17 protein-coding genes are annotated in these 22,420 nt (G+C 36.3%); 8 read left to right on the forward strand and 9 right to left on the reverse strand.

Features of this window, described 5'->3' with window-relative positions:
• Positions 1-76: 76 nt before the first annotated feature.
• Positions 77-1,987, reverse strand: a complete 1,911-nt coding sequence (locus DPQ89_RS06715; RefSeq protein WP_127716153.1) for a hypothetical protein — start codon at positions 1,985-1,987, stop codon at positions 77-79.
• A gap of 122 nt (positions 1,988-2,109) precedes the next feature.
• Positions 2,110-3,339: a hypothetical protein gene (locus DPQ89_RS06720; protein WP_127716154.1), complete on the reverse strand. Its 1,230-nt coding sequence runs from the start codon at positions 3,337-3,339 to the stop codon at positions 2,110-2,112.
• Between the two features lie 151 nt (positions 3,340-3,490).
• Between DPQ89_RS06720 and DPQ89_RS06725 the strand changes: the two genes are divergently transcribed.
• Positions 3,491-5,509 carry a hypothetical protein gene (locus DPQ89_RS06725; protein ID WP_127716155.1) on the forward strand — a complete coding sequence of 673 codons (2,019 nt, stop codon included), beginning with the start codon at positions 3,491-3,493 and terminating at the stop codon, positions 5,507-5,509.
• 40 nt (positions 5,510-5,549) lie between these two features.
• Here DPQ89_RS06725 and DPQ89_RS06730 read toward each other — a convergent pair whose 3' ends face one another.
• The gene (locus tag DPQ89_RS06730) at positions 5,550-5,927 is read right to left on the reverse strand and encodes a DoxX family protein (protein WP_241558800.1); all 378 of its coding nucleotides are present in this window, start codon (positions 5,925-5,927) and stop codon (positions 5,550-5,552) included.
• A gap of 77 nt (positions 5,928-6,004) precedes the next feature.
• On the opposite strand from DPQ89_RS06730, the gene DPQ89_RS06735 reads away from it, so the two are divergent.
• Entirely contained in the window at positions 6,005-6,640 is a 636-nt protein-coding gene (locus DPQ89_RS06735) for a tRNA-uridine aminocarboxypropyltransferase (RefSeq protein WP_127716157.1), read from the forward strand.
• Between the two features lie 32 nt (positions 6,641-6,672).
• Here the strand turns inward: DPQ89_RS06735 and DPQ89_RS06740 are convergent, their stop codons facing one another.
• Complete coding sequence (locus DPQ89_RS06740; RefSeq protein WP_127716158.1) at positions 6,673-8,016, reverse strand: glycoside hydrolase family 15 protein; 1,344 nt, start codon at positions 8,014-8,016, stop codon at positions 6,673-6,675.
• 110 nt (positions 8,017-8,126) lie between these two features.
• Here DPQ89_RS06740 and ptsG point away from each other — a divergent pair, with 110 nt between their 5' ends.
• The 5 genes from ptsG (at position 8,127) to DPQ89_RS06765 (ending at position 14,220) form a co-directional block, all read left to right on the forward strand.
• Positions 8,127-10,022 (forward strand): PTS glucose transporter subunit IIBC, encoded by a 1,896-nt coding sequence (gene ptsG / locus DPQ89_RS06745; RefSeq protein ID WP_127716159.1) that lies wholly within the window; start codon positions 8,127-8,129, stop codon positions 10,020-10,022.
• Positions 10,023-10,037: 15 nt separating this feature from the next.
• Positions 10,038-10,292: an HPr family phosphocarrier protein gene (locus tag DPQ89_RS06750; protein ID WP_127716160.1), complete on the forward strand. Its 255-nt coding sequence runs from the start codon at positions 10,038-10,040 to the stop codon at positions 10,290-10,292.
• Positions 10,292-11,977 carry a phosphoenolpyruvate--protein phosphotransferase gene (gene ptsP, locus DPQ89_RS06755; protein ID WP_127716161.1) on the forward strand — a complete coding sequence of 562 codons (1,686 nt, stop codon included), beginning with the start codon at positions 10,292-10,294 and terminating at the stop codon, positions 11,975-11,977. The genes DPQ89_RS06750 and ptsP overlap by 1 nt, the downstream gene beginning before the upstream one ends.
• A gap of 91 nt (positions 11,978-12,068) precedes the next feature.
• A complete protein-coding gene (locus DPQ89_RS06760; RefSeq protein ID WP_127716162.1) occupies positions 12,069-13,166 on the forward strand; it encodes a hypothetical protein in 1,098 nt (365 codons plus the stop codon).
• A 100-nt stretch (positions 13,167-13,266) separates the two neighbouring features.
• Positions 13,267-14,220, forward strand: coding sequence for a hypothetical protein (locus DPQ89_RS06765; RefSeq protein ID WP_127716163.1), 954 nt, complete (start codon positions 13,267-13,269; stop codon positions 14,218-14,220).
• Here the strand turns inward: DPQ89_RS06765 and DPQ89_RS06770 are convergent, their stop codons facing one another.
• From DPQ89_RS06770 to DPQ89_RS06785, 4 genes are all read right to left on the reverse strand, one after another.
• The gene (locus DPQ89_RS06770; RefSeq protein WP_127716164.1) at positions 14,221-16,476 is read right to left on the reverse strand and encodes a hybrid sensor histidine kinase/response regulator; all 2,256 of its coding nucleotides are present in this window, start codon (positions 16,474-16,476) and stop codon (positions 14,221-14,223) included.
• Between the two features lie 45 nt (positions 16,477-16,521).
• Complete coding sequence (locus DPQ89_RS06775) at positions 16,522-16,881, reverse strand: hypothetical protein (protein WP_127716165.1); 360 nt, start codon at positions 16,879-16,881, stop codon at positions 16,522-16,524.
• Entirely contained in the window at positions 16,878-17,642 is a 765-nt protein-coding gene (locus DPQ89_RS06780; RefSeq protein WP_127716166.1) for a hypothetical protein, read from the reverse strand. The genes DPQ89_RS06775 and DPQ89_RS06780 overlap by 4 nt, the downstream gene beginning before the upstream one ends.
• Before the next feature lie 122 nt (positions 17,643-17,764).
• A complete protein-coding gene (locus tag DPQ89_RS06785; RefSeq protein ID WP_127716167.1) occupies positions 17,765-18,634 on the reverse strand; it encodes a DUF4360 domain-containing protein in 870 nt (289 codons plus the stop codon).
• 252 nt (positions 18,635-18,886) lie between these two features.
• Between DPQ89_RS06785 and DPQ89_RS06790 the strand changes: the two genes are divergently transcribed.
• A complete protein-coding gene (locus tag DPQ89_RS06790) occupies positions 18,887-19,516 on the forward strand; it encodes a DUF4360 domain-containing protein (protein WP_127716168.1) in 630 nt (209 codons plus the stop codon).
• 63 nt (positions 19,517-19,579) lie between these two features.
• On the opposite strand, the gene DPQ89_RS06795 is transcribed toward DPQ89_RS06790, so the two are convergent.
• On the reverse strand, positions 19,580-22,420 hold the full coding sequence (locus DPQ89_RS06795) for a kelch repeat-containing protein (RefSeq protein ID WP_127716169.1): 2,841 nt from the start codon (positions 22,418-22,420) through the stop codon (positions 19,580-19,582).

Consider the following 22,420-nt stretch of genomic DNA (forward strand, 5'->3'; position numbering starts at 1 on the left):
TAAATCCTTTTATTTACAGGGTATTAAAGTCAAAATTGTAGCTTAAAAAGAATTAAAATCCAACAATAGAAAGTGATTATGGAGTATTTGTATCAAAGTCATAGTTTAAGATATCATCATTGATTTTCTTGATACCAATAGTTGTACTTGACTCTTCAGAACTAGAAGAGCTTCCTTCTAGATTGATATTAGCTTTTTGAATTGATTCATCCAGGGCCTGGGCCTTACCAGTATAGGCCGCCTCATTTTTAACTGAGATTGCTTGAATATTCTTCTCGGAAAAAGCATTCCCACCAAGCTCTTTTTGAATAGAAGATGTATTTCGTCCTACGACTTTTCCATCACTATCTTTAATTTCTAAAAATCCTGTTACAATATTATTGTAATGAATGAGTTGGGCATAGTTCTCTGTCTTAGCTGAAAGCTCTGAATGAATTTTCTTTAATTTCTCTAAATCCGTATTTCCAGATTGATCTGAAATATTTATGACACCTTCTTTTTGAGAAGTCTGTGCATCTAGCTTGTCATTAAGACTTTCGATGAGTTGCTCTTTTTCCGCTTCATATCTTCGAGTAATCTGTTCTTTTAGTGCATCGATATCTGTCGTTTGCAATTGCTTTTGAATCTCTTCCTCACTACGACCTTGATCAATAAGAAACTCTTTTATATCCTCTTCATTATTGCTGTTTTTTAATTTATTGACCTTACTTATTAAACTCTTTTGTCTAAGGGCATGTTCTTCTTTAAGCTTTTCAACTTCCGCTTTATTGGTATTTAAGTACTTCTTACAAGTTTCTTGTGCTCCTGGAGAGAAGGCATATTTTACATTTCCAGTATCTGGGTCAACAGTTTTTACAAGACACTTTTCAAACTCGGCCAAGTCTGCACTTACTTCCTTTGAGAATCCTGACTCAGCGGCAAACTCATTTGATGAAGTCGTTGTAATATTCTCTAGTTTTTCTTTATTAAGAATGACTTTTTCTACTATAGTATTTTTCTTAGCATCAGTTCCTTGAACACTATATGATCCATCTTTTGCAAGGGCTTCATATCCTTCACTTATTTTTCCTGCTGCTTTTAAATTCTGCTTTGCCACCTTTAAGTAATTTGTCACTTCACAGGCACGTTTGGACGAGTGCTCGATATCCTCTTTCGTATACTTAGGCATTTTAGGTATTCTACTGTCTGTATTTTCTAGTTCTTTCTTTAAAAGACCCCCTCGTGTTGCCTTTTTAGTGACGGGATCAATTTCTCTATATTCGTCATGACAAACATGTTGCAGATTCTTTAGACAGATGGACCAACTCTTTGATTGTATTTCGGCCTCTGTTAGTGGATTTCCATCAGCATCTGTTTGCAGTTGAGTATTGGAGAGCGCATCTAGATTATACTTTCTAACCTTTTCAACTTCTTTTTTGTCTTTGTAAATGAGAGGATAATTCTTTATATTTTCTGCATCTATACAATAAGAGCTTACGGCAGAGAGAATATTTTTAGTGATTTGATTCTCATACATTTTATTAAATTTTGAGTGATCGAGAATTTTAACTTTACCGTTAGCACTTGGATCATCTCCAAAGATCTCTTTACTTATTTTCTTTGCATAGAACTCTTCAAGAGCTTTTAGTGATTTTGTTTGTTTTGTTTTTAGAGCAATTGGTGTCACTGATTCATACTGATTAATACCATCAACCTGATTTAGGGTGGCATCCATTTCGGCCTGGACTTTATTTTTAATGGCCTCATCGGCCTCAACTTTTTCCCAGATACATTCAGAAATATCTGTTCTAGATGATGATTCACAGCTTTCTTTAATTTTTGCTACTTCAGGAATTTCTAAGAGTTTTGCGAGTTGATCAACCTCTTCATTATGAACTTGGTAATTACCTATATCTTCTGTGTCCGTCTCAGGTTGTTCATTGGCGATAACACTGATTTGCAGTGGTGCAAGAAGTAGAAAAATAGAGGTCGTAATCAAGCGTAACATAACTCTATTATCGTCTAAAAATGGTATTTTCTTGAGTAAAAAAGGCGGTTTAGGGCAGGAGAGATTAATTTCAGCTACTTATAGTCTTAAGTAGCTGAAAAGATGTTCTTTTACTGCCTACTTTAGTACCAGGTTTTGCACTTGGTACGATCAGTAGACTCACCCCAGCGAGCACTTAGAGAATCATTCGGGTGAGATGACATAACTCCCTTTTTAATTTTATTCCAAATTTGTCCTAGATTGAAAGTATATGAACTAGAAACAACTAGCGGACAATAGGAGTTAAGTTCAGAACTTTCTAGGTTAAAGACAATTGCTCTGGCAAGATGCTCAACTTCTGGGTCTTCAATTTGATTCTCATACTTATTAAAATTGTAAATAAGTAGTTCATATGAAGCTTTTAAGGCCTTATCTCTTGCTGGTGTTGAGTATGTATCGTACTCAGTATAATTCATGCAACGTCCATTGATTTGATTATTGTATTCATAACCTTGGGCCACATTTACTATTCTTGCACTCGCTTCTTGGCAAATATTATCAATAGACCTTTCAATAATTTGACTAACAGATTCTTCAGATGTTCTTAGAAGTGACTTTACTCTTTCGAAAAATTCATTAGAGTTCATCGACGAGGCCAAGCTAAATTGTTCTGTACTATAGTTATAGTGCTCAGGATAGCGACTAGGATTTATTCCCAAGTGCTGTGGCCAAATAAATCTCTTAAATCCCCAAACGTCATGAGGCAGATCGACTAACTCTTTGGCCTTTCTATAATTCATTGGTAGTTTACTCTTTTTTATGGCCTGAGTTGAATAAATGAGATCAAAATTTCCATTAGATTGAATATCTTTGATCGTATAGACGTGACGAATTGATCTACCAAAACGTCCTTTAATTTTATAAGTAAATAAGCTTGCAGGTTTAATTGAATTTAAAGCTACAGAGTAGGTATCTAATCTAGATAGATTCTCCGAACCAACACTGTCACCAATATAGTTTATAAACTCAACGAATCTTCTATCAAGATCGTTATACTTATCAAAAGCGTTAGTCTTATTTGAAATAGCGTTGTTACGATCACGAGAACCAGATGGGTTAGTAATCGCAAATGGAAGTGAGTTCTCTCTAGCAAAGATTGCTCGCAGAGCATAGGCAGCATCAGCACAATCAGCACTTATACCGTAGTACTTTGACTCTTTAGAAACAAACATATCGGCCTTAACCGCATGAGTTGTCATCCACTGTTGATATTCATTTTCAAAAGATTCATCCCATTCGTTAGTGGCATCCCATACACTTGCATATGAACTTAGGGTTAATAAACTAATAAATATAAGAAATAAATTTTTCATCAAAACTCCTACAGTGTGAAGCACTGTTTTAGAACATTCATAGTAAATCGTCATTGTGCGAACGGTCAGCTTGATGATGTAAGTAATTGAAATCTATATAAATAGGATTAAATAGTTTATGTATAGGCTCGGTTATTCCGAAGAATTCATAATGAAAAACTTTTTATACACTTTGTTTCTACTAAATCTATGTCTTCATTCAACTTTTGCTATGGAGCAATCGAGAATGGAGTTTTGTGAAAATGAAGCAATTACGTACTTTAAAGACGCCATTGCTAAAGATGAGTCCAATATATTGGCAAAGCAATATGAGCTTACAATGCTCAAGCTTGCCCGGGCAAGTGCTTCAGAAAATAGGGCGACTCTTGAAGAGTATATTAAGAAAGTTACTAAGGATATTGATGCCAATGATCCGAAGCTTAAAAAAATAGATGAGCTATATAAGAAGTATGGCCATAAAGAAGATTTAAAAAAAGTTCTTGAAAACTTTAGATCTGCAAATCACTGGAGCACAAAAACAAGATTCTATAATGATGATGTAAGTGCTTTTATTATACTTGCAAAGGAGATCGATCCTTCACTTGGTCTGGAAGAGCGAGATGCGTCTATTGTCTGGTTTATGAATAGTGTTCAAGCACAGGCCCATGATAGATTTGGCAAAGGAAGTGTTAGCGCTAATAAGATTAATCTCACTAATAGATTAAATAAATATACCGGTGCCATTGCAGGTAAGAGAAGTCTAACTGATAGTGAGTTCTTCCAAAAAATTGAAAAGCTAAAAGAAGAAATTGATAATGAGATGGAACAATTACATCAAAATTTTCTTGTAGACTTCAATTCAGAATGTTTTGACGGCGCCCTATTTGCGGGTTCATGTTACTACAGTCAAAATGATACAAATTTTCTTTTTTCAAGTGCTTTAAAAGGTCTGACATCACAAATTAATCAACAAGAAATAGTAGGTTTAAAAGAGGATATCTTTAACTTAAAAGGACTCTACAAAATCAATCTCCTAGATCAGCCTAGCTATAGAGAATATCAAAGAGAAGCTCCTCTAAGTCTTATTCCACCTAAGCTAGATTATACTTCTATTGCAGATATACGCATTCATGACTCTTATTGGGTCAATCAAAAAGAAGTAAAGAAGTTAGAAGACAAGTTAAATATTCTTTCTGATCACAAGAAGATTATGGCCTTTCATGAGCATGCGGATAACGATAATTATATTATCCTTGATAAGGTAAATGGTATCATAAATATTTATGCTAAAAGTGGTGCTCTAATTGAGTCCAAGAAAGTAAACCTACTAGGTAGTCTCGCTGATAAAGTTCAATCAGGTGGTGCCGGTTCATACACTCTTCATAGTGTCAAAAATGGTATCGTCTATATTCAAGATGATAGAGGAAATGTTAGACCGTTAGAAGGAGTAAAGCTCGATAGTCGCTATGCTAAGACTCCATTATATATTCTTCCTTCAAATGCTGACCATCACTTCAAAATTAAAGGTGGAAAAATTCATTTTACAACGAAGGGAAAGAAATCTGATTATATTCCGTACAACTTTTCTAAAAAAGATGGTGAAGTAAGAAAGTTAAAGTCTGTAATAACAAATAAAAAACTTCAAACAAAAACTTCTTTAAAGTTTATGGAAACAATTGATAAAGAAAAGAGTACACTCATTTCAATGTATGGCCTAACCAATCACGAATATAATGAATTGTCTAAGTTAGCATTCGGTATCTTAGGTAATGAATCCAAGTTTGGTGATTCAAATAAGTACTGGTTAAAAGAGGCCGCACCATACTTAGTTTCTGTTTTAAAGGGAAATGGCCTCGATACTTCTAGAAACTCTAGAGGTCCTACTCAAATTAAAACAGTTCCAAAGAAAATAAAATCTAAGTTTGGGGTAACCAAGAGCAGTCTGGAAAAACCTAGAGATGCAGCTCTTGCTACCATGGGATTTTTGGCAAATGCTTTAGATGAACTGAAGGCAAAGGAAAAATTTCACCCAGGAATTAATGCAGAAAATAGATTTGAATATATTCACTATATTTATATGGGAAAATCTAAAGAGATAACAAAAGCAACTGCTACGCCACATAAGAATATCTATTATAACCAGATCAAAGATTTTAATAAGAGTTTAGAAATATACGAGAGAATTGATTAGAGCGTAAAAGGGAGGAGAGGTTTTGCCTCTCCTAGATAAACTAGCTCTTTTTGATAAACCTATCAATTGAGTAATCTCCGCCACCAGTACAAAATAGAGTTGTGTAGCAAAGCATATACATAAACGCTAATTCTTTTGATTTAAAAGGATCACTTCCGTGAACAATAAAGAACGCCACTAACATTGTTATAATTAGAGGAATAGAGACCCATCTAGTCAGAACTCCAAGTATGAGAGCTACTGAACAGAATACTTCACTAAATACGGCCAAAGATAGATTTATTTCAGGACTTAGGCCAAAAAGTGCAGGAAACTTTGTTGATACTGCTGAGAAGTTGGCAAGCTTAGGCCAGCCGTGAGCAATTAGCATCGTAAATCCAACACCGAGTCTGAGAATGAGTAATCCTACATTTTGCATGTTTATTTCCATTGTTAAGTTTTTAAGGTATTGATCTATGATAGTAAATATTTAACCTTTTGCAACCTATTATAAATATGTCATCTAGATATGCTAATACACATAAACGTTGTCTAACTTGTAAGATCAATAAGAATCTATGCTTTTGTGACGAGCTTTATGAAAGAGAAAACGAAACCCCTGTTCTGATTATTATGCATAAAGCGGAGCTCGAGCTGACTACTAATACGGCCTACTTTAGCGAGAAGGTTATTAGAAAGTGTGACCTGGCCATTAGGGGAGTTAAAGGTAGTCCTATTGAATATGACAGAATTATTGACTCAAATAAGTATACTCCATTATATCTCTTTCCCGATGAGGACTCTGTTGAGTTAAATGAACAATTTGTTAATTCTCTAGATTTACCTCCCTATCTCATTGTTCCTGATGGGTCTTGGAGACAGGCAAAGAAGTGTAAACGTCGAGAGCCATTTCTTAAAGAAGTGCAATCCGTAAAGCTTCTTAAGGGGGAGAAGTCTCAGTATCGACTCCGTACAAATCCTTTTGAAGATGCCGTTTGTACCTATGAAGCTATTGCTAGGGCGATAGGTGTTTGTGATGGAGAAGAAATTCAAAAGTCTTTAGAGAAAACTTTTAAGGTTTTTACAGATAGAATGTATTACAGTCGTTTTGGTCTGGCCGATTTGAGTGATTTAGATAAGTTTGAGAAGTAAGGTGTGCCAGTATAGAACTGGCACAGACTTTATTATTTAGCTAGTAATGCAGATATATATGAAGCGTAACTCCAAGTAAGATCTCTCGCACCTTGCATGTATCCATTTTCTCTGTTCATTTGTTCAGAGATATTTCCATTTCTACTTCTGTGGTGCTCAACTCTTTTGTAGAAAGCTGAAATTTCTCTATCTAGTGCTTTAATAATAGATTGTCCATTGTCACTAGCAAGTGAAACTGTGCTTACTTGAGTTGATACATTCTCACCAAGTAGATCTATGAAAAATGGCTCAGACACTTCAGTTATCTCAATTGAACCTTTTCTTAGGAATTCTTTTTTCACTTCAGTATAATATTGAGCGTAACCTAGAGTTGCAAGGAACCAAGGGTTACCTAAAGAGTCAGTTCTAAGTCCGTCGTAAGTATCTTCAGGATATCTACCAATTGCTACGCCATATTTTTCGTTTGAGTTAATTGTATAGATTTCTTTGAAAACTTTTTTGATCTCAACACTTGTCGCAAGAACTCTTTCGTTTGTGTAGTTGTAGAAGTTATCGTCACCGCTTGAGTGTAATACTCCAAGGATTGTCGCAACATCTAATCCACTTGGCTTATTAGAAATATTTCTACTTGCTCTAATGATATTTCCGTCCCAGTGAGAATCAATCATTTGTTCCATTGCCTTAGCATTTGTGAAGTACCATGCGGCAGCTCTATAGTCTTCAAGTCTATAAGCAAGCTTTGCTCCCATTTTCATTGCTCTTCTTTGCGCTAATGATGTGTGAAAGTGGTAACCTCTAACTTCTTCCCAGTAATCAAATGAGTCCTCTGACCAGTGGTGAGAAACGTATTCAAGGTCTCTTTTGATAACACTTGTCGCTGGAATACTTGAGTTATAAAGAAGTGACTTTACAAGCTCAACTTCTCCGTTATCAAGTAGTGTGTTTGCAAACTTTATTAAAGTGATTGCTCTAAGTGCTGGTCCATCATTTTGAGGTCTTCCCCACGGCTCAAGATAGGCCCTACCATCTACGTAATACTTTGGCTCTCCAAGACCTGCAAGAGTTTCAACTTCTTGGTTAGACTTTGAAAATCTTGTGAAGTCCATAAGAGTATTCTTGTAGATTTCCTTTTTAATTGGGTCTTGTTCTCTATTGTAAAGAGAGTTTACTACGTCCATAACTAGAGCAGCATCTCTTACCCAGTGATAGTAGTAATTAGGGTTATGCTTTGAAGGAGAAGCTACGACTACACCTCTAACTGTGTCTGAAGGTGAGATATTATCCATTAACTTGTTAATTAGATAATCTATTTTGGCGAAGGTCTGTGCTTGGGCCATGAAAAAGAATGATATGGCAATTATGATACGTCTTGTCATTACTGTTCCTTTTTTTAGTAATTTCTTATTTACTCTTTATAAAATATTTAGCACAGTATCCTTTTTTACAACTAAAAAGGTCAACTAAAAAAATAAATAAGGTTCGTTTTATGTCTAATGTCTATGAAACACTGCAGAAGATTGGTAAAGCTCTAATGCTTCCAGTTTCTGTTCTACCTATTGCAGGACTACTTCTTGGAATTGGTAGTGCAAACTTCGGATGGCTTCCATCTGAGTTATCACAAGTAATGGCACAGTCTGGTGGTGCTATTTTTTCTAACCTCGCTCTAATCTTTGCAATTGGTGTTGCAATCGGATTATCAAAGAATGATGGTGTCGCTTCAATTGCTGCCACTGTTGGTTTTGTGGTTCTTCTTGGAACGATGGGAGTTGTTTCTAAAATAATGGGAATTGAAACAAAGGCCATTATGGGAATTCAGTCCATTGAGACAGGTGTTTTTGGCGGTATCATTAGTGGTTTAATAGCTTCTATGATGTTCAATCGTTTCTATAAAATTAAATTACCAGACTACCTAGGCTTCTTTAGCGGAAAGAGGTTTGTGCCAATCATAACTGCTGTCGCAATGATTTTCGTCGGAGTAGCGATGAGTTTTATTTGGCCTCCAATTCAAAGTGTAATTGATTCAATGTCTCAGTATGCTGTAAACGAAAACCCTAATGCTATGGTTTTTACTTACGGACTAGTTGAAAGATTACTTATTCCTTTTGGACTTCACCATATTTGGAACGTTCCATTCTTTTTTGAAATAGGAAGCTTTACAAATGCTGCTGGAGAAGTTGTTCATGGAGATATAACTAGATTCTTTGCTGGAGACCAGACAGCAGGTTTTCTGGGTGGTGGTTTTCTTTTTAAAATGTTTGGACTCCCCGCGGCCGCAATTGCGATCTGGCATAGTGCTAAGAAGGAAAATAAAGCTGCCGTAGGATCCATAATGATATCTGCTGCATTTACTTCTTTTTTAACAGGTATAACTGAACCAATCGAATTTGCATTTCTCTTTGTTGCTCCTGTTCTATATGGAATTCACGCTGTCTTTGCAGGTCTTTGTTTTACTGTAATGAATATGTTTGGTGCAAAGTTAGGATTTACCTTCTCTCATGGTCTAATTGATTATGTTCTCTACTATAGCTTAGATACAAAGCCGTGGCTTGTTCTTATTGCAGGGCCAATTACTGCGATTCTTTACTATGGCTCATTTAGGTTTGTTATTACAAAATTCAACCTTTTAACACCTGGTAGAGAAGAAGATTTAGGTGAAGCTTTAGACAGTCAAAGTCTTTCTTCTAAGGCCTTAAGTGTTTTAGAAGGTTTTGGCGGAAAACAGAATATCAAGGCACTTGATGCTTGTATCACTAGATTAAGAATAACGGTTAATGATGCTTCTCTAGTAAGTAAAGAGAAGCTAATGGGTCTAGGAGCAAGTGGTGTAATTATGCTTGGAGATAATATTCAAGCAATCTTTGGAACTAGTTCTGATGTTCTAAAGACTGAAATGGAACAAATTATAGATTCAGCTCAGACAATTCCTTCAAGTGAGATAAACTTTGTAAATCCAATTAAAGGAGAAATTCTCTCTCTTAATTCAGTTCCTGATAAAGTCTTCTCAGAAGGACTTATGGGGCCAGGATTTGCGATTAGGCCAACTGAAGGAAAAGTCTATGCTCCATTTGATGGAGAAGTTGTTAGTCTTTTTAAAACGAATCACGCGGTTGGATTAAAGTCGAATTGTGGCAGAGAAGTATTAATTCACTTTGGTATTGATACAGTTAAACTAAAAGGTGAGAATTTCAAATCTCTTGTTCAAAAAGGTGATATTGTCAAAAAAGGACAACTACTCTTAGATATAGATTTAGACTTTGTCATTGCTAACGCTCCATCAGAGATTACTCCAATTATCTTCACTAAGAATGACGAGAAAATTGAAGTACTTGCAAATGGAATTGTTAATGTTGGACAAGAGTCAGTAGTTAATTTTTTAAATTAAAGAAGGAAGTCATAAATGATTAATGAAGTAATTAAAGTAGAAAAAGAACACGGATTACATGCTCGTCCAGCGGCCGAATTTGTAAAGATGGCCAATGGATTTAGTAGCGATATTACACTTGTATATAATGGTGAAGAAGTTGATGGAAAATCTATTATGAGTATCATGGGACTTGGTATTAGTAATGGTGATTCAATTGAATTAAAAATTGACGGTGAAGATAAAGACGCTGCTGTTAAAGCAATAGCTCATTTTCTAAGCGAGAAGTAATGTTTGGTAAAAGCGCATCTCCAGGTCTTGCTTTTGGTAAAGTCGTCATTGTTGAAGATATATTTGACAAGGTTACGGCCACTAAGATTGACGATACTAGTAGTGAAGTTGAAAGATTTGAATCAATCCTAAAAGAAGTTGTTGGTGAACTTGAGACTTTGTCAAAAGAAGCATTACAAAAAGACCAACAAGAAATCTTTGAAGCCCATTCAATGTTGGCCGCCGATCCTAGCTTTAAAAAAGAAGTGCTAAAGCTTATAAGTGAAAGCTCGTTCTCTCTTAGTTATGCTCTTAAAGAGACAGGACTAAGCTTTATGGCAAAGTTTGAAGCACTAGAGGATGACTACTTTAAAGAGAGAGCGCTAGATATTAAAGATATTACGACTCGATTTATATCTAAATCAATGGGGCTTAGCACATCTTCGTTAAGAAACCTGCCTAATGATGTTGTACTTGTTGCAAGAGATTTAACTCCTTCTCAAACAGCTGCAATCGATAAGACTAAAGTAAAAGGCTTCATCACTGAATTAGGTGGTGTCACTTCTCACACTGCAATTATTGCTAGAACTTTAGAGATTCCTGCAATTGTAGGTGCTAAGGGACTCTTAAGCGAAGTAAGTAATGGTGATTTATTGGCCTTAGATGGTCTTAGTGGACAAGTATTTTTAAAGCCATCAGATGACTTTATTGGCGAGCTAAAAGTTCAAATTGAAAAGGAACAAGAATACAAAGAGGCCTTAAAAACATATATCGATAAAGAGACTATTACTTCAGATGGACATAAACTAAAAGTTTTAGGAAATATCTCTTCTGTTGAAGATGCTAAGAATGTTTTAAAAAATGGTGGAGAAGGGATTGGTCTTCTTCGTACAGAGTTTCTCTATATGGAATCGTCTGCAGCGCCAAATGAAGAAAAGCAATTTAACTTCTATAAAGAAATTTTAGAAATCATGGGAAAGAGGCCTGTTACTATTCGTACCTTTGATATTGGTGGTGACAAAGAGGTTAGCTATTTAAATCTTGAAAAAGAAGATAATCCATTTCTTGGTTATAGAGCAATACGGATTAGCCTTGATGAGATAGATTTATTTAAAACTCAATTAAGAGCGATTCTTAGGGCCTCTGTATTTGGAAATGCAAAGATCATGTTTCCGATGATTGCAACTCATAGAGAAATTCTAAGAGCAAAAGAAATTCTTGAGCAATGTAAGCAAGAGCTATCAAACGAAGGACTTGATTTTGATCAAGAGATTGAAATTGGAATTATGATTGAAATTCCAGCTGCCGCAATAATGGCAGATTTACTGGCCAAGGAAGTAGACTTCTTCAGTATTGGTACAAATGATCTCATTCAATATACGATGGCAGTTGATAGGATGAATGATAAATTAGATGATTTATATTCTTTCTATGATCCATCCGTGATTAGACTTATTAGCATGACAATTAATGGCGCAAAGAGTGCAGGTATTCCAGTAGGGATGTGTGGCTCCATGGCCAGTGAGTTACAATTAACTGAGCTTCTAGTAGGTTTAGGCCTTAGTACTTTTAGTGTTACTTCTGGAAGCATTCTGTCAGTTAGAAAGAATATAATTGAAACTTCTTTTTCTAAGTGTGATGAGTTGGTTCCAAGTGCTTTAAACTCAAGTGATAAGTCACATATTCTTGAGATGTTCACTCTATAGTTTTAATGTAAGTATTTAAATATACGTTTCATTAGGTTTAAGTTTTGTCTATATATACCGATATATAGAAGAATAAACAAAACGAGGCCTAATGAAATACTTCTTATTGATCACTCTTGTCACAATTGCTACGAGCTGTTCTAGTCCATCTTCATACAAATTGACGAGATTTCCAGCTAATTTGGCCGCTGATGATGACTGTTATGAAGTTGCCAGAGCTTTTATTGATTCAAACCCAGTAAAGAGCGGTCCAATTCTAGTCGGTCAGCGATCTCTGGGCACAAAGATTCCTTCTTTCGATACGTTTAGAAGTGACATGTTAAATAAGAGACCTTCTATTGATAATTTTGTTAAAAAGTATAGAGCAGATAATAATGGGCAGGCACCAAAGCTGGCCCAGGCCCTTGTTTTTTTTAGAGATGCACACCTAGATCTAACCAGTCATATTCGTTCAGCGAAAGGCATTAATGATGAGCTTGATGAATACCTAGAAATGAGTGCGTCTCATATTGAATTAGGTCCTTCTAAAGCGGCCAAGCTAGATGGCTATATCGCAGATGATGAATTTGCTTCACTAAGAAATGAAGCATTTGATATTAGTGATTCTAACCAGAGGCAATTATTTGATTCTTTAGGATGGACTAATTATAAAGGTCATTTAGGAGAGTTGGATGTTCTGCTTAGGTTAGAAGATCTTCAGGCACAAAGTGTTTATCTGACTAAGACTGAGCTTTTAAATCCAAAATCCCAAGAAGTTAACGATTTACTATCGAGTGCTCTTGAGCAAAAACTAGCTGCTCTTGATATTTCTCAAATTCCTGATCTAAAGGTGAAGTTTCCAAAGGTTTTCAAAGATAGTGGCGACTTATCTGATGAAGAGATTCTCTCTAAAGCAAAGACTTTCTTAGAGACTAAAGAGTTTGATCTCATTGTAAAAAAGCATGGAAGATATTCAATTGTTGAAGTTAAAAACTATAAGCATCCAATCTCTATGAGTGATATGCGAGTCGATGCTGGAAATAAGAAAACGATACTAGATCAGCAACTTGAGACTGTTCAGATCATTCAATTCTTGGGGTTAGATCAGAAGGTCTTTCCAAGTGTTGCGTTCTTAAGAGGTGTTAAGGCCGATGCAAAGGCGAAGCTTGAGTCACATGGAATCAGCGTCTTGGCCGAGATTGTAGACTAATATTGGGTGTTTAAAGACTGACACCATCTGAAATAATTACACTTTTATTGTTCAATTCTATGCATGATGTAGACTTAATTAATTATTTAAGGAGTCCTACATGAAGCATCTTTTAGTGCTATTGCTATTAATTCAAATCTTTCCGGCAAATGCTAAGAGCGCAAATATTTGGCCAAGTATTCCATTTATAAGAGGAATGGATGAATGTGCGTATCATAATGCATTCTCTAGAACGAGATTAGAGTTTATTGGTGAGATGAGCTCTATTGCAAGTGAGTTAATGGAAAGCGGTGCTAAAGGTAGTGAGGCCTTGCAAATGCTTGTGACCTTTGACGCCTTATATGACAAACAAAAAGCGATCGCTCTACAGCATAGATATATAGACGTTTCATTAGAGGCCACTTTTAAGGGATTTCTAGATAGCTATTATAGAAAACTTGGTGTGGCCAACAGAAATATTCAGTTCAAACATATCAATTCAATACAGAGAATTATTCAAGATGCCAGTAACGGGCAACGCTCGGGCTATCTTCCTGAGAACACATTTGATTATTTAGATTATGTGGCCTATGGAACCTACAGCATGGGAAGAAATTGTAGAGGAACTATTGCCGTGACTCTAACCCTTGTAGATAAAGATGGTGTCTCTCAGACATTCCAAGCGGAAGATTATCCTGGTGTGGTAATGTCGCATATCGCTTCTAGAGTTTTTGAAGAATTTCAAAGAACAAAGTTTCCATCAACACTTAATTTAGGTAATAGAAGAATCAGATTAGTTGGAAGTCCTACAGGAACTGTTAGTACGTCTCATCACCCAAGAAATGCACAGATGGCCTGTGAGTCGATGGGGGCACGATTACCAAATTCGAATGAGCTAGAGCTTATTGATAGCTACGGAGACTGGAACGGTGGTGTTAGTATTAACCAAGCAGTATGGGCCATTAATGAGTGGGGAAGTGCTAAGGTTTACCATCCAGGACTAAGAAACCCTAGTCCTGTTAGAGATGTTCATAGTGTGAATACAAGAAGTTTTAAGTATTACTGTGTAAAGTAATTAGCAAATATTAAGCTGTTTTAGACAAGCGATAACATCTGTTTTTCTAAATGGCTTTTTTATATGTTCATTCATTCCGGCCTTGATACAATTTGACCTATCTTCAGAGAAGGCATTGGCCGTCAGAGCAATTATCTTAAGTTGCTCTGAATCAAAACCAAGATCCCTAATCATTTTTGTTGCTTCGATACCATCAAGGTCTGGCATCATTACATCCATAAATATAATATCCACGGGATTATTTTTAACGAATTCGACAGCTTCATTACCGTCAGAAGCAGTTTTTAAATTTTCAAAGCCTACGAGAGTAAGAAGTTTGATCGCCAATTTCCTATTTACAGAATTATCTTCTGCAATAAGTACTTTTAGATCTTTAATTGATTCTTTGTCATACTCAAGTACAGTTTCGTTAGTTGCGATACTATTTGTTTTAACTAATGGTATTTGAAACCAGAATGTAGAACCTTTACCTAGAGAGCTAGTCACTCCTATCTCTCCTTTCATTGCTTCAACAATCTTCTTAGTAATCGTAAGACCCAGACCGGTTCCTCCATACTTTCTTGATGTCGAAGAGTTCGCCTGAGTGAAGTCATCGAAAATAATATCAATCTTTTCATGTTCAATACCAATTCCAGTATCTTTCACTGATATCTCAATCCACTCAATATTCTTTTCATCTTGAACCTTTTTTAAGTAAACGATGACTTCGCCTTTTTCGGTAAATTTAAGAGCGTTACTTGTTAGATTCATGATAATTTGTTTTAGTCTATGAGAGTCGCCTATAAAGAACTCTCCGAGTTCTGGATCTATTTCTAGTTTCAAAATAACATTAAGAGTTGACGTCTTGTAACGTAGAAGATCAACCACATTTTCACTAATCAACCTTAGGTCAAAGGGCTGCTCTTCAAGTGTAAACTCACCAGCTTCCATCTTCGAAAAGTCTAATATTTCATTAATTAATTGTAGTAGAAAGGTTCCAGACTCAGAGATATGTCGTAGATTTTCAGTCTGATCTTCCGTAAGAGAACTTTGCTCTAGAAGTTCCGCGTAGCCTATGATCGCGTTCATTGGTGTACGTATTTCATGTGACATTTGGGAAAAGAATCGACTCTTTGCTTTATTGGCATTTTCGGCCTCTCGAATCCCTTCCTGTACTTGTATTTGAAGATTTTCATTATAATTAAGGAGGATCTTTCTCTTTTCTTGTTCAATTCTTTGTCCGTAGAAAAATAGCATAGTTAATAGAACAATTGCGATTACTAATACTATTGTAAAATTGTTAATATGCTTAATGGAGATAAATAATTCTTTGTATGCCTCGAGATGGTCTTGTTCAGTAGTTATTCCTATTTTAAAATTGTCATTCCATAGCCAGTGTCCAATGACTGGTACTCCTCGGTAGTCATTATATCCGATAAGATTCCTACCAGCTTGTTTCTTCTCGATTCCTTGGGCCATGACGGTTAGTCGCTCATTGGCAGGATTAGTTATTCTTTGCTTTAGAACACTTGTTAAGACATTTGGATCTTTCTTTCTTAGGTCTGAAAGAAATCGAGTCTCAGATACCATAAGTCCGTCACTTCTTAAGGCGTAGGTTTCTCCTGTTTTTCCAATTCTTCCACTTTGAAATATATTATTAAATTTATCGGCCGGTTTAATTTTGATAATAAGGTAAGCTATAATTTCGTGATTTACTGAAATGGGAGCATATAAGCAAATTCTTGCTATATTCTTTTCTTTCTTACCTTGTTCATTTATAAATACTTCCGTGGATTTCTCAGGAGCAGAGAAGATTATATGACCTTCATTAAGCTTAGAAATAATTTCATATAGCTGATCTGTATTGCTTGTCATCCCAATCTTCTGAGTTGTTGAATTGGATAGAATTTTCATATTCTTTGAGAGAATAGAAACCTCTAAGAAGTTATGGGTAGCCACTAGTTGTCTAAGGGTTTTATTTAATTCTTCTGCGGATTCGTTATTCTTTTTTACAGGATAAGCAGTTAGGTTTATTACCTGCTCTAGAATTTGATCATTACGTGTAATAAATCTTGCTAGGCCTTCTAGCTCTTTTGCCCAGTTATTTAACCCTTCGTTGGTCGTTTGTAGAACGGCATTTAGAGATTCAGATACTTTCTTTGTGTGCAATTCAGTAATTTCTTTTTTAAGAACTGAAGATGTATATATGATGATACCTATCAATATGATAGATAGAAGAAGAACAAGCTTAGGTAGTTTCTTAGTTAAATTTGGCATGTTACTTTTTCGGTAACAATGCCATAAGTTTTTAATATTTTTGAACTATTTGTGAATAATCGCCTGTATTTGTTTCTTGATCAATTTTATCTGACCAAAATGAATACTCTTTATGTCAGATATTGTCTTGGCCGAACCAGTGGCCTCAAAATCTATATGTGTTATTTCCCTATCTACGAGAACTCTACCATTGCCAACAAAGGCCTCGATATCATCTAGATGTACTCTACCTGCGCCTGTAACCTCTCCGAGAGTAACCTTTAATTGGTTTCCCTGTAAGTAGTTACTGGTATAACCATGAGCTTCTAACAAGTTCTTCATAGGGCCTCCTGCACCAGTGACTTCTCCTCCAAAGGAAGAGAAAATTGTAAAAACTATAATTGTTATAAGTGTGATATTTTTCATTGTATTAATCCTAAGTCGTTAGAGTGGGTAAGTGTGTCGCATAAATTAAGCGTGAAATAGTGATTTTCTCCCTCGTAATATGGACTTTTAAATATCTGATAGATTTTCTCTACTGCTTCTTTTTGTATTTCTTTGATCTTCTTTATTCCTTCATCACTTATTGTTTCACTAAGTGTATAAAAGAGGTTCTTATCTAGATGAAGCTCTTCTGCTCGATAGCACTTTACAAGATCTGGTAGATGCTCACTCGCTATCTTGTAGTCAACAGAGAAGTTCTTCTCTGTTGCATGAAAATAGTCTCCTTCTCTAATGACAAAGCCATGGGAGAGTAAAGACTCTAAACGTTTTAATCCTTGTTTTCCAAACTCTTCCACTATATCTAATTTCGAAACGCCTGTTCTATTAGCTGACATTTTATATATTAAATAAGTAAGGCCATCTCTAAGGGTGTTATTGAGTTCGGCCTTATAACTGTGCTCTGTTACAGTCTGGGTGTATAGAGAAAAAGCATCATTGAGATAATTACCAATCTCTCCTTCGCTCATACTTATAAGTTTACTCAGATTCGTTTCGTTTGTGAGTGCGCTCATAATATTTAAAACCGTATGAGGAGAAGGTGCTCCCTTTACAGAATTTGACTGAATTCTTCTTAGGGTTGTCGCTCCAACTCCTGATTTCTTTGCCAGCGAGTTCAGGCTAGCATGCTTATGCCTTTTTAAGTATGAATCTATTTGGTCTCGTAACTGTTGATTTAAGCTCATTCCAATTTCCTCTCTCTTCTTGGAATTTAGAAAGTTTTGCGTACTTAAACAATACTATGGGCCTTGCTTTGATAAAAAAGCACCCAAATGTCATAAAATGAAAGACATTTGGGGCCAAAATATCACCGTCTAGATCGTGAACTCCCTCTACCTTGACGTAATCCAAAGCAAACATCCATTCTATGGTCCCAACGTCCGCCTAATCTTTCGCAGCGTTGTCTTTGATACGTAATTCTACTATTATCACCGCGCCCTGATCTATCGTCACGGTCATCTAGATCTCCCGTATCACCACATCTTTGTAGGTCTAGCTTAAACTTAACCTTTGCCTGCATGTCCGCGCTATCCACTGCTAGAAATGCCTCAGGAGAAAAGTGTGAAGATGATCTAATAGTTTTGGCCACAAGAATATTCTTTAAGGCGAACCTAGATACATTCTGCCCGTCAGTAGAACAGCTAGACTCAATAGGTAGTGTTCTTGTTTGTGAGAGCACAAAGTCTGTATCTTCATTTGCTCTAAACCTCTTTGTACCGAGGAGCTTTTCAGGATATTGATGCCTTCCGCTTGGACCTTGAAAGTTAACAAGTTTAGTTTTAAATGAAGTTGTTGTACCTGCATCTGTAAAGCTTGCTCCTCTATAGTCAAAACTCAATTCGATATTTGAGATCTTAAATCCTCTTGGAACCTTTGCTGCGATATTCATAAGACAGACTTTTCTATCTACTGACTTATCATACTTACTAGTTAACTCCTCATTGTCATCAGAAATTTCATCATTATCATTGTCTGCGCTAAACTGTGGGATTTGTACCATTAGTTCATCAAAGAGTACCGATAGGCTATTACCATCATCAGAGACGATTGTAGAAGTCGTTCCTTCCTTACAGCCTGTACCAGAAAGTTGAACTTCTTTAAATTCAAGAGATCTTGCATTCGCAAGGGTGCTTGAAAATAGGGCCGCTAGTATTATTGTATTCTTTGTAAGTTTCATTTGCCTCTCCTCTAATGATTGTTACTCTCACAAGTGCTAATTTGCATGATGTCTTTTTAAAAAGAAAGTTGAAAATCCTTCTATAAAGTAAAAGTAAGCCACGTGGCGAGGCCGTGTTCCAATCTTCGCCACGTGGTTTACAAAAAAGAATCAACACGATTTTTTTGTTTTTTTTCTTGGAAAGATTTTTTAGATTGGTTTTAACAGATCACAAAACCACTTGTGAAAAACCACCGAACGGAGAGATGAAGAATGAAAAAACTTATGACAACGATTTTTGCACTTTCAACATTAGCTGCACCAGCAATGGCATCAGGAGATATCCAACTTGGTGAGCCAGGATATGGAGGGACAGGTTGTCCGGCCGGAACTGCATCAACAGTTTTAAGCCCTGATAATAAATCACTGAGTATCATCTTTGATGAATTTCTCGTAGAAGCTGGGGGAGAGACAGGTAAGAGGCTCGATAGAAAGAGTTGTAATATTGCAATACCTGTTCATGTTCCTCAAGGACTGTCTGTGTCAGTTATTGATGTTGATTACCGTGGATATATGATGCTACCAAGAGGAGCAAATGCTAGATTTAGTGCTGAGTACTTCTTCGCAGGAGCAAGAGGACCTAGATACAATAAGACTTTTAGAGGTGAGATGGATGATGATTACATGATCTCAAACACTTTGGCCGTAGTTGGACAAGTCTGGTCTCCTTGTGGAAAGGATGTAAACCTCAGAGTTAACTCTTCAATGACTGTTAGAACAAATTCTCGAAAGCATGAGGCCCTCTCAACTGTTGATTCGGCCGACTTCAATGCAGGTATTGTTTACAAGCTGCAGTGGAAGAAATGTAGAGGAGAAGAGCCACAAGATGATTTCTGGTTTTAATGCTTAGAGGGAGCATTTTCATTAGATAAAAACAGGGAGACTTAAGTCTCCCTTTTTTATTGCCTAGAATTTAGAAAACTCAAACATAGATGCACTAAATCTTGCATCATCACCTTTGCCACCAATAATAATTATTCTATTATCGTTTGAAAGTGTTGCTGAAAACTGTGCTCTGGCCGCATTCATCTCAGACGAAGTCTTTGTTGATAGCTTCGTATAAGGGTCATAGATCTCTGCAGTTTTACTACAAGTATCACAAGCGTCTGAAGTACTCCTACTAGGTGCAAACTTCGTTTGCCCGCCCACTAAGAATACCTTTCCATCAGGAAGTAGAACCGCTTGATGATTAGCTCTATGCTCATTCATTAAAGTTTCTTGTAATTCCACTGTAAGAGTTCTTGGATTAAAGATCTCTATTGTTGCTACGGCGCTATTTTCTTTACTGAATCCTCCTGCAATTAGGACACGACCATCTTTTAACTTTGTTGCCGTGTGATTTCCTCTAGCATTTCTAAGTCTTGAAGGAATCTTTATAAACTTTTTAAAGTTTGGATCATATATTTCTATACTTGAAAGTCCTTCACCTTCAGATTCACTATTAACTTTAAATCCTCCCACAATGAGAATTCTGCCATCATTTAGTTTTGTCATCGTATGAGCGGCCCTAGGAACCTTCATTGAGCCTATGCTTTCAAACTTCATTTTCTTCGCATTAAATAATTCAGCATTGGCCTGAGAATCACGACCTGTCCAAAATTGATTTCTACCTTTCCACCCTCCTGTGATGAGAACGTCTCCATTATCTAGTTTTAAGGCCGCATGCTCAACTCTAGGGTGATTCATTGATGGGAGTGTCGCTACTGACTGAGTCGAGTGATTAAAGATCTCTGCGCTCATATTAGCACCCCAACCACCTGTGATTAGAACCTCATCACTATCTAGAACTGTTGCCGTATGATGTGATCTTTGGTTGACCAAGTTTGAATGAGAGTAGAATTCTGTTTCATAATTTGAAAGAACTCCAATTCTCGTTCCATGACTCCCAACGGATCCACCAGTAACAATAAGATCACCATTTTTTAGCTTTGAAACCCTATGACCCCATCTTGAAGGGAGATTTAGATGATCTCTGCTAAGAGGAACAAACTCGTTGTTATATCTATAATCAGCGATTAAACATATTCCTGGGTTTGAGAAAGGACACTCAACATCAATATGATTGTTTCTTAGATCTAAGAAGTCGATTCTATCAAGTTTACTTAATGGTGAGCTAATAACTATTTCATTATCTGCTAGCTCAAGTCTTGAAAGATTTATAAGATTGCTTAAGTAATTTAAGTCAGCAATCTTATTTCCACTAGCATTAAGTGTGACTAAATTCTTTAGATTACTTAGTGGTGCAAGATTTATGATTTCGTTATAGCTAATATCAAGCTCTGTAAGTCCTTTTAAGGTAGATAAAGGTCTTAGATCACTTATATTTGCACTAGATAAGTTGAGGGAGCTCTGCTTTTCCAAGACGCTTCCAGCAATATAGCAAGTATCAACTTCAAGTCCTGCACCAGCTGGCGCAAATGAATCTGCAGATATTTCCTTAGCTACTGCAATCATCTTATTTACAGTTGTTTTCGTATGATCTTTTGAGAATGGAGTCCCTGCGAAGTCACACCATTGGGCAAAGATCTCTTTTTCTACTTCAAATTCGCTTAAAGGATACAGTTTTGCTCCACTTTCAGCACCAAATTTTAATTCTTCATATATATCAGAACACTCAAGAGGAGAGTCATAGCATTGCTCGATTCCTTCGGCCAAAGTGAAGAATTGATCATAGAGATTAGTTTCCATTTGAACAAACTTATTTCTCTGTCTTGGACTAAGCCTAATAGTTCCATTATTGATTAGAGTATAAGTTGTATGGTGTTGAGAAAATACGCTTTCAAAGACAGTATTTAATGCTTGTCTAGTCTTCTTTATTGCCCTTGTAAGTGCAGGAGAGAAGTTTATATACTCTCCCATTTGATCATAAGGGTAGGCGTATGTTTTTAGAACAGCAGGCCCTGTGGCCGAATTAGGGTCTGAATCTGGTCTAATCTGAGAAGGAAACCCATTTTCAGTATTAGTGGCATATTCAATTGCACCCTCTAAGACTTTTTCACACTTTACAAGATCACCAAAGCTACAGCTAACAAAGTCTTTTGATCCTTGAGCATTTGATGATGCAAAAATATCAGATATCTTTGATACGTCTCCACCAATTTGAAGTGCAGAGACAGTTACTTTTGTATCTTTAGAAAATGAATTTTTGGCCTGCTTTAAACTCGCACTGGCCGATGCCATAGGGCCACTCATACTAAAATTGGCTTCAAAGGCCTGCTTTGCAGTGGTACTAGTAAAGTCTATTCTAATGCTGAAGAATATTTTGGCCCCTAAACTTTGCTTATGTGAGAAGTTGTCTCCACAAGTTGTCTGAAACCTCATAGGGTTATTCATCAGCTTCTTTCCAATTTCATTTAATTGAGGATCTTTAAGCTTTCTCTGTCTAAATGAGTAATTACCTGTATAGATAGAAGATATCGAAAAGGCATTAGACTTAGAATTCTTCATAAACTTTGCAGAGGCCGTATAGGTGATGGCCCCCATCCTTGCTCGTCCACCAGCAGATATTCCAAGTTCTTTAGAAAGCTCTTTTTGACTTACTGACTGAGAGAAATCTAGATTAGACTCTTGTTTACCAACGTAAATAGGCTGTCCTGTTACACACTTTCCCGTAAATACTTCTGACTCAGAACTGTAACCAGCACCTAATTCGGCCGATAGTTTCTCGCTTGAAGTGATGATATGCTCTTTGGCCATTACTGGAGTCGCTAAAAGAGCTAGTGCTATAAATATATTTTTCTTTTTCAT

The organism is Halobacteriovorax sp. HLS (assembly GCF_004006665.1).
In the GTDB taxonomy this organism is placed as follows: domain Bacteria; phylum Bdellovibrionota; class Bacteriovoracia; order Bacteriovoracales; family Bacteriovoracaceae; genus Halobacteriovorax.